Origin of the sequence: Pseudoalteromonas rubra (genome assembly GCF_000967655.1) — a bacterium.
GTDB classification, from domain to species: Bacteria; Pseudomonadota; Gammaproteobacteria; order Enterobacterales; family Alteromonadaceae; genus Pseudoalteromonas; species Pseudoalteromonas rubra_A.
Genome location: NZ_JXYA01000002.1, coordinates 302,598 through 309,725, shown reverse-complemented (window position 1 = coordinate 309,725; position 7,128 = coordinate 302,598). Strand labels below are relative to the sequence as shown.

8 protein-coding genes are annotated in these 7,128 nt (G+C 46.6%); 2 read left to right on the top strand and 6 right to left on the bottom strand.

What is annotated here, in order from left to right:
- Positions 1 to 21: 21 nt before the first annotated feature.
- Positions 22 to 1,202 (bottom strand): IS3 family transposase gene (locus TW77_RS02195; RefSeq protein WP_156158575.1). Its coding sequence is split into 2 segments (ribosomal slippage): positions 22 to 950 and positions 950 to 1,202, totalling 1,182 coding nucleotides; the frame shifts between segments, so codons are not numbered across the junction.
- Between the two features lie 123 nt (positions 1,203 to 1,325).
- Here TW77_RS02195 and TW77_RS02185 point away from each other — a divergent pair.
- Entirely contained in the window at positions 1,326 to 1,799 is a 474-nt protein-coding gene (locus tag TW77_RS02185; protein ID WP_046003314.1) for a hypothetical protein, read from the top strand.
- A 38-nt stretch (positions 1,800 to 1,837) separates the two neighbouring features.
- Here TW77_RS02185 and TW77_RS02180 read toward each other — a convergent pair whose 3' ends face one another.
- The 3 genes from TW77_RS02180 to TW77_RS02170 all read right to left on the bottom strand — a co-directional run bounded on the left by TW77_RS02180 (position 1,838) and on the right by TW77_RS02170 (position 3,623).
- On the bottom strand, positions 1,838 to 2,113 hold the full coding sequence (locus TW77_RS02180; RefSeq protein ID WP_046003313.1) for a hypothetical protein: 276 nt from the start codon (positions 2,111 to 2,113) through the stop codon (positions 1,838 to 1,840).
- Between the two features lie 129 nt (positions 2,114 to 2,242).
- Positions 2,243 to 2,527: a hypothetical protein gene (locus TW77_RS02175; protein ID WP_052713000.1), complete on the bottom strand. Its 285-nt coding sequence runs from the start codon at positions 2,525 to 2,527 to the stop codon at positions 2,243 to 2,245.
- The gene (locus TW77_RS02170) at positions 2,487 to 3,623 is read right to left on the bottom strand and encodes a PQQ-dependent sugar dehydrogenase (protein ID WP_046003312.1); all 1,137 of its coding nucleotides are present in this window, start codon (positions 3,621 to 3,623) and stop codon (positions 2,487 to 2,489) included. Before TW77_RS02170 ends, TW77_RS02175 begins: the two co-directional genes overlap by 41 nt.
- Before the next feature lie 446 nt (positions 3,624 to 4,069).
- Between TW77_RS02170 and TW77_RS02165 the strand changes: the two genes are divergently transcribed.
- Positions 4,070 to 5,311: a hypothetical protein gene (locus TW77_RS02165; protein WP_046003311.1), complete on the top strand. Its 1,242-nt coding sequence runs from the start codon at positions 4,070 to 4,072 to the stop codon at positions 5,309 to 5,311.
- Between the two features lie 59 nt (positions 5,312 to 5,370).
- On the opposite strand, the gene TW77_RS02160 is transcribed toward TW77_RS02165, so the two are convergent.
- Both TW77_RS02160 and TW77_RS02155 read right to left on the bottom strand, forming a co-directional pair.
- On the bottom strand, positions 5,371 to 5,574 hold the full coding sequence (locus TW77_RS02160) for a hypothetical protein (protein ID WP_046003310.1): 204 nt from the start codon (positions 5,572 to 5,574) through the stop codon (positions 5,371 to 5,373).
- 323 nt (positions 5,575 to 5,897) lie between these two features.
- Positions 5,898 to 7,112: a M24 family metallopeptidase gene (locus tag TW77_RS02155; RefSeq protein ID WP_046003309.1), complete on the bottom strand. Its 1,215-nt coding sequence runs from the start codon at positions 7,110 to 7,112 to the stop codon at positions 5,898 to 5,900.
- Positions 7,113 to 7,128: the final 16 nt, after the last annotated feature.

Sequence of the window (7,128 nt, the reverse complement as noted above, 5' to 3'; positions counted from 1 at the left end):
GAGGTTTAGGCGACGCTTACGTCAAATAAAATTGGCCACAGTTTTAGAGTTTTCCCAATATCGTCGTTCTGACTCGTTCGGTGCCAGGCCTCCATTATATTGGTGAGGCCTGATCTGACTATAGTAGCCAGTTATGTATCGAGTGATATGATGTTGTGCTGAAGCAAAATTACTATACCCCGCTACAGGCACCCATTCCGTCTTTAAACTTCTAAAGAACCGCTCTATCGGGGCGTTATCCCAGCAATTTCCGCGTCGCGATAAACTTTGTTTTATCTGATAACGCCATAAAAGCTGCCGGTAATATTGACTTGTATAGTGGCTACCCTGATCGCTATGGAACATCACTCCTGCTGGCTTTCCTCTTGATTCATAAGCCATCGTCAGTGCCTTTCCTGTCAACTTACTATCTGGTGATTGTGACATCGCCCAACCGACAGGCTTACGGGCAAATAGATCAATAACCACTGCCAAATAAACCCAGCGGTTACCGGCCCAAACATATGTGACATCACCAACCCATACTTGATTCGGCTCTGTGACTGCAAACTGCCGATCCAAGTGATTGGGTATGTCTGGATGTGTTTGTTCAGCCCTTTTGTATTTGTGCTGAGGCAGCTGACAGCTCACCAACCCAAGCTTTTTCATTAGTTTACTTGCCCTATACCGGCTAAGTAAGATGTCTTTAGTATTAGTCACGATAGTTGCAATCGTGCGTGCGCCAGCCGAGCCCTCACTTGCTGCGTGTACCTCGTGTATTGCTGAGTTCAACCGTGCTTGCTCAGGCGTTATTTGCTTGTCTCGACTCCGCCAATATTTGTAGCTACTGCGGTGGACACTGAACACGTGACATAATGTGTTGACACTAAAGCTCTTCCTGAGTTTCTCGATTAACGAGAATTGTTCAGCGAGTCCGACATCAAGAGAGCTGTAGCCTTTTTTAATATATCGTTGTGCTCTTCAAGTTTACTGACCTTCTTTTCAAGCTCACGAATTTTAATTTGTTCCGGCGTCAGAGGAGAGGCTTTAGGCGTGACACCTTGTTGCTCCTGCTTAAGCTGCCGGACCCAACGATCCATAGCTGATTTACTGACATTCATTGCTTTGGCAGCTTCAACAACGGAGTAGCCATGCTCCGTTACTAACTGAGCAGCTTCTAGCTTGAATTCTGCGCTGAAGGTACGTCTCGTACTATTTGTCATAAAGTCACCTGTTTGTTTCTGAGATGTATTCTAACACCTCTATCCAGGTGGCCAAATTCACTATGCCACTACAAGGTCTCAAAGTTAAAGAATGCAATCGGTGAAGCTGAGATTCAAAAACACGTGATCTATTTAAATAACTTAGGTCGAGTCGTTGCTGAGGGGACTGTTAATGTCAATTCCAGAAAATTCAGGTCAGCATGGACTGAATTGGTTGAGTTAAATTACACTGCTCAGGACTTAAAAAATATGTTTGACTCTGTTGAATTCCTGAGAGGCTTTATTGGAGATGCTCAAACTAACAATGCACTAAGTCTTTCAATTGTTAAGGACTGCTCGCGTGAAAAAGAATATTACATTAAACAAATAAATCAATTGAAAATTGAGCACTGCCAAATGTTAAACACAATGGGCCAAAAGTTGGAACAGCTATCAGTGAAGCGAAGTTTCACTAAAGTTATTTTGCCCTATTACATTTTTCCGATTTGTTATGCGTTACTCGTTTTGTTCTTTACTGGGTGGCAGGCTTGGGTTGAATTTGATAAGAGCCCCGTTCACGCTGAAGTTGCAAAATCTTGTCTCCTAGCATTACTTTAAAAAAACAGCTTAAAACGGGGGAATACCCCGTTGACCATTCATGTAGTGGGGCTGCTGTCGAAAAAATTGGCCCGTCGGGTAACTTGCAATGTGAAAAAGTTGCGCACTAGGTTGACATCAATTTCGATTAGTAGCTCACCGAAGTCCGCAAAGTGATAGACAAGTTCATTCCTAATTTGTTCCTCTTCTTCAACGCTTAAACTGCCTCCGTTGATTTCCACGGAGCATGTGAATGAGGGAGATTTACTAATACTTATCTGTTTCTCGGCGGCAGCGATTAACTCTTGGGTCACTTGATGTATATTTTTACTCATAACAGTGTCCTTCTAAATTTTGTGTTGTCTCGACTACACTAGCACTTGCAGAAACATTTCGAAACGGTGCTAATGCCATTATATTGACCTGAGTCATCTCATCATAGCTCTAAACACCTTCAAGGCCGCTCAGGGGCGCACAGTGGCCATCACAAAATCCTTGGTCATTTGCACAATTTCATTCTGATGATCCTCGCTCACACTCAAAAACGGCTGGGCCTCGACGGCGGCAGGTCCGGGGGCCATGTCGCTTGTGCCGTCAAACTGCATCAGCGCTGCCTGCATTCGATTGCTGCCTAGTTCCAGGTGGTCACTGTCGGTAAAATAGGCGAGCGTGTCGCGCGAAAAATCCGACTTTGCAATAATAAAGTCGCTACTTGGTTTTGGGTACCACTTTAAAGATGCCGCTGCCATCGATACCAAGATATAAGTCGCCGTTGGGGTGAGTGGCTATGCTGCGCACGCGCCCGGCACCTTCGAATAGTTTACTGTGGCCAACAACTTTATTGCCATCAAGTTCGACCAAGACCAGATGGGCGAATTTCATTGCGCCCACAACCAAGTGACCTTGCCATTGGGGGTATTTGTCGCTGGTTATGAATTCCATGCCGGATGGCGCAATTGAAGGGACCCACACCCAGTCAGGTTGTTGCATACCGGCACGGGTGGTCTCATCGGTGATTTTGGTGCCATTGTAGTTGATCCCATAAGTGATCACAGGCCAGCCGTAGTTGAGTCCGGGTTTAATGATATTGATTTCATCACCGCCACGAGGGCCATGTTCATGGGTCCAGATCTCGCCGGTTTGCGGGTGCATGGCCATGCCCTGTGGGTTTCTATGCCCATAGGAATAGATACTCTTACGCGCATCTTTTTGTTTTGCAAAGGGGTTTGACTCGGGGATAGTGCCATCGGCATTGATACGATGAATTTTACCTGCATCGTGGTCCAGGCGCTGAGGATGTACGTCGCGGTTTCCCCGGTCGCCGATTGAAAAGTACAGGTAGCCGTCTTTATCAAACTCAATACGTGAGCCGAAGTGAAATGAGGGCTTGGTATTCGGGAAACCGTCAAATATCAGCTGTTTATCAACCAGCTTCATGTCTTTAAGGCGGGCACGCATGATAGAGGTGTTGCTGCCTTTCTCTTCGCCTTCAAAGCCGGAATAAGAAAAGTAGATCCAGCCATTCTTTGCGTAGTTCGGGTCAATCTCTATATCCAGCAGGCCACCCTGGCGCTCAGCATGCACCTCAGGAACGCCCTCAATTGGCTTATCGAGCAATTTTCCTTCTTTGATCATGCGTAGCTGACCCGATCTATCAGTCACCAGTAATTCTGTGTCATTTAGCCACACCATGCCCCAGGGGATCTGAATGCCTTTGGCTACCAGTTCCAGTTGATAGTCATTGGCGCTTTTTGCAACCGGGATGGTTTGCGGCTCCACTGCCGCAGCCGCCTGGGAAGAAATAAAAATTAAGCTTAACGCAATTTTGTTTAGTGTTTTTTTCATACTTGCTCAACTTTAGTCGACAATTAGATAGTCACAGGTTAGCGCGTTTTTCTGATAAATGTCAGCAGCTGCGGTAAGTAACGGGCAGGTAAAAACCAGTTGTGTGCGCGCTTTTTGCGCAAACGCGTTGCTGAGGGCGGAATATCGCCGGGCTGAGAAAATAACTGAATCAGACTAACGAATCTTTAACTTTACCTTCAAGTTGCATCAAATGCATAAGATTAAGCTTATGAAATTTATTGCAATTTAATAGATTGACAGAAGTGTGTTAGCGTCGTCAGCAAAACAGCCTGACTGCATTTTCACTACATATTTTACAAACAGAAACGCCCATTTCAATGTGCTTTACACCCCTTACATTCGTTCGAATTTCTTTAATTTGAACGTGTCAGCGTTGTCATATAGGCTTGCGCGAATTTTTTAGCTTTACCCCGGAATTTATACCTATGTCATTTAGTGCCCGACATACTGCTTTGCTCTCAAGCGCCTTACTGATTGGCTCTTCGCATGTTTACGCCAATACCACAGAGCTGGACACACTTAAGCGTGAATTGGCCAGCCTGGAAGACAAAGTGGCTCAGCTTGAGTCAGCTACAAACAGTGCAGATACATCTACAGAGACACCGGAAAAGGATGTTCAGGTCGGCGGAGCGGTCCGTTTTAACTATGGCATGAACTCTTACGATCAGGACAGTGAGCGCCGCGGTGGCGATATTGACTTCGATCTTGTGCGTATCAATTTATCTGGCGAAGTGGCCGATATTGGGATCAATGCAGAAGTACGTTTTCACGATTATATGCGCGTCGTGAAGTTTGCCTATCTGGACTATGATATTGCTCCTCAGTGGCAGGCTCAGCTGGGTTTGGCCCCAGTCCCATTTGGCAATACGCCGGTCGCATCGCACAGCTATTTTATGACGCCAAACTATTTTGTGGGTCTAGAAGAAGACTACGATTTAGGTTTGGTGTTTAAGCGTGCAATGAAAGATAACTGGCAGCTTGATCTGGCATTTTTTAAAAACGATGACCATGGTGGTATAGATGGCTCGGCAGAAGATCGCAAAGATCGTTACTCCGTGGATATTGTCGGGCTGCGTGGCGTCGGTGAAGGCGTCTATGACGCACCAGGCCAAAAGCTGGCTGAGTACAACACCCTGGTCGGACGCTTTGCTTATCAGATTGAACATGCACTGGGTGAAACTCAATTCGGTCTGTCAGCGCTGCATGGTGGCCTGGATAATGGTATTAACCGTGCCGGTGATTATCAGGCCTGGGCGGTGCATGCTTCTAACCGTTACGAGCAATGGTATTTCCACCTTCAGCATACAGAGTACGACTATCAGGTAGACGAATCGACCCAGATAGTGGTTGCTGCGAATGCCATGTACGACACCATAGCAACAAAAGCTGCATCAACGACGCTGGGTATCTCATACGACATGCAGGTGACCTTAGGTCCAGTGTCACAGCTAACGCTGTATAACGACTTTGGTGTGATGCACGATAAATCAGATGACAGTGCGAATACCTGGATGAATATCACGGGTATGTCTGTGGCAGCCGGTCCTGTATTTGCTTATATTGACCTGGTACACGCCAAGAACCAGCCCTTTGTGGGCGGCACGCTTGTCGGTGACAGCGATGATTTTGAGCGCCGCTTTAACGTTAATATCGGTTACTATTTTTAATCTCTGATCGCAAACACCTCTGTGCGATATAGCCCAGAGGTGTTGCTTTAGCGATGCCCTTACAGTTTACAATATGCCTGTGAACAGGCCAGTCTTGAGCATTCCTGCGTGCAGTTTACCAGTGACACAATCACACATAAGTCACCAGCGGAGATAGACGCCGCTTGTTGGCCGCCGGCAACCTGAGGCGTGTCGCGCTGAGCAAGTGCATTGTGCTTATCCGACAATCGTTTTAGTTGTGATTTTTTAACGGTTAATTTCATTGTTTTTTCCTTGTTGATATGGGTATTTAGTTGCTTCGGGCTGCAGTTTTTTGATTGCTGTAATGTGCAGCCCAATTCATTTAATCGCATCATTTTTATTTGGTCAAATGTTTTTACTAAATAAAAATATATCGAATAACTACAAAGAATTAGATGGATTTTTAATCGGATAATTTGATCTCGTATGGAGCTGTTGAACTAGATTGGGTAAATCATTACTCAGGTTTTAGGTGGTCGCTGTTTTGACCTGGGTGCAAAGTAGTTGAAGTGTCCAAAGCCTGGAGGCCAGCTGACGCCATGAATAACATGGCGTCAGGTATAAATTACTTTTCCAGACCAAACGGATCGTCAATCGCGTGTGCAGGCTCAGTAAACCACTTTGGTCCGTCTGATGTCATATAGAAATGATCTTCCAGTCTTATCCCAAATTCGCCGGGTAATACCAGCATAGGTTCATTGGAAAAACACATGCCAGCTGCCAGTGGCTGCGGGTTGTCCTTTACCAAATAGGGCCACTCATGAATGTCCAGACCGATACCGTGTCCGGTGCGGTGCGGACAGCCAGGTAACTGATAATCAGGACCCAGCCCCTGACCGGCCAGATAGCTGCGTGCGGCAAAGTCCACATCTCCACAGGGGGTGCCTATTTGGGCCGCTTCAAATGCCGCCAGTTGGGCATTTTTTTCGTGTTGCCATATGGTGCGCTGACGCGCCGTAGGCTCGCCGAATACATAAGTGCGGGTAATATCACTCAGATAACCATGTAGTTTACAGCCGGTGTCTATTAGTACAACGTCTCCCTGTTTTAGCGTTTGCGGATCTTTTACGCCATGAGGGAAGGAGGTAGCGGTGCCAAACAATACGATACAAAAGTAGTTACCTGTGGCGCCGACTTTGCGATGTGCTTCATTGATAAAGGCTTCTACTTCAGTGGTGGTGATCCCTTCATGGAGTATTGAGGCCGCCGCTTTATGCACTTCAAGGGTCATGTCCATTGCCCGTTGGATCAGCGCAAGTTCAGAGGCAGACTTATGCATGCGGCAATGGGCCGTAACGCATTTGGCGTTGATAAGCGTAAGAGCTGGCCCTGCCTGGCGGATGCCATCAGCAATGAAAAAAGCGGCGCTTTCATCAATGCCCAAAGTGGCATCGGGTGCAATGTTCAACTCGTTGAGCACATTGACGAGCAAGCTGTAAGGCGATTGCTCCTCCTGCCAGGTATGCATTGGCCCCTCAATGACCTGATAGTCCTTGATTGAGCCGACTTCAAAAAAGGGCACGATAAACTGCACGTCTCCTTGCGCTGGCAAAATAGCCCCCACCATGCGCTCACTCGGATACCATTGTAAGCCGGTAAAATACTTCAGGTTGGTACCAGCATTAAGATAAATGGCAGCGATATTGTGTTGCTGCATATACGTTTGCGCTGTTTCTATACGCTGTTGATACTCCTCGGGTTTAATGGCGACAACGTCTTGTGTCATGTCTGTGAGTGCAGCCAGTGCCGCTTCCCGATTTTGATAACCTATGCCTTTCATAGAGATTCCTGTTCAT

Coding starts and splice junctions, on each gene's coding strand:
- TW77_RS02160 (WP_046003310.1), bottom strand. CDS start 5,574: ATGAAATTAACCGTTAAAAAATCACAACTAAAACGATTGTCGGATAAG.
- TW77_RS02180 (WP_046003313.1), bottom strand. CDS start 2,113: ATGAGTAAAAATATACATCAAGTGACCCAAGAGTTAATCGCTGCCGCC.
- TW77_RS02175 (WP_052713000.1), bottom strand. CDS start 2,527: ATGGCAGCGGCATCTTTAAAGTGGTACCCAAAACCAAGTAGCGACTTT.
- TW77_RS02170 (WP_046003312.1), bottom strand. CDS start 3,623: ATGAAAAAAACACTAAACAAAATTGCGTTAAGCTTAATTTTTATTTCT.
- TW77_RS02165 (WP_046003311.1), top strand. CDS start 4,070: ATGTCATTTAGTGCCCGACATACTGCTTTGCTCTCAAGCGCCTTACTG.
- TW77_RS02155 (WP_046003309.1), bottom strand. CDS start 7,112: ATGAAAGGCATAGGTTATCAAAATCGGGAAGCGGCACTGGCTGCACTC.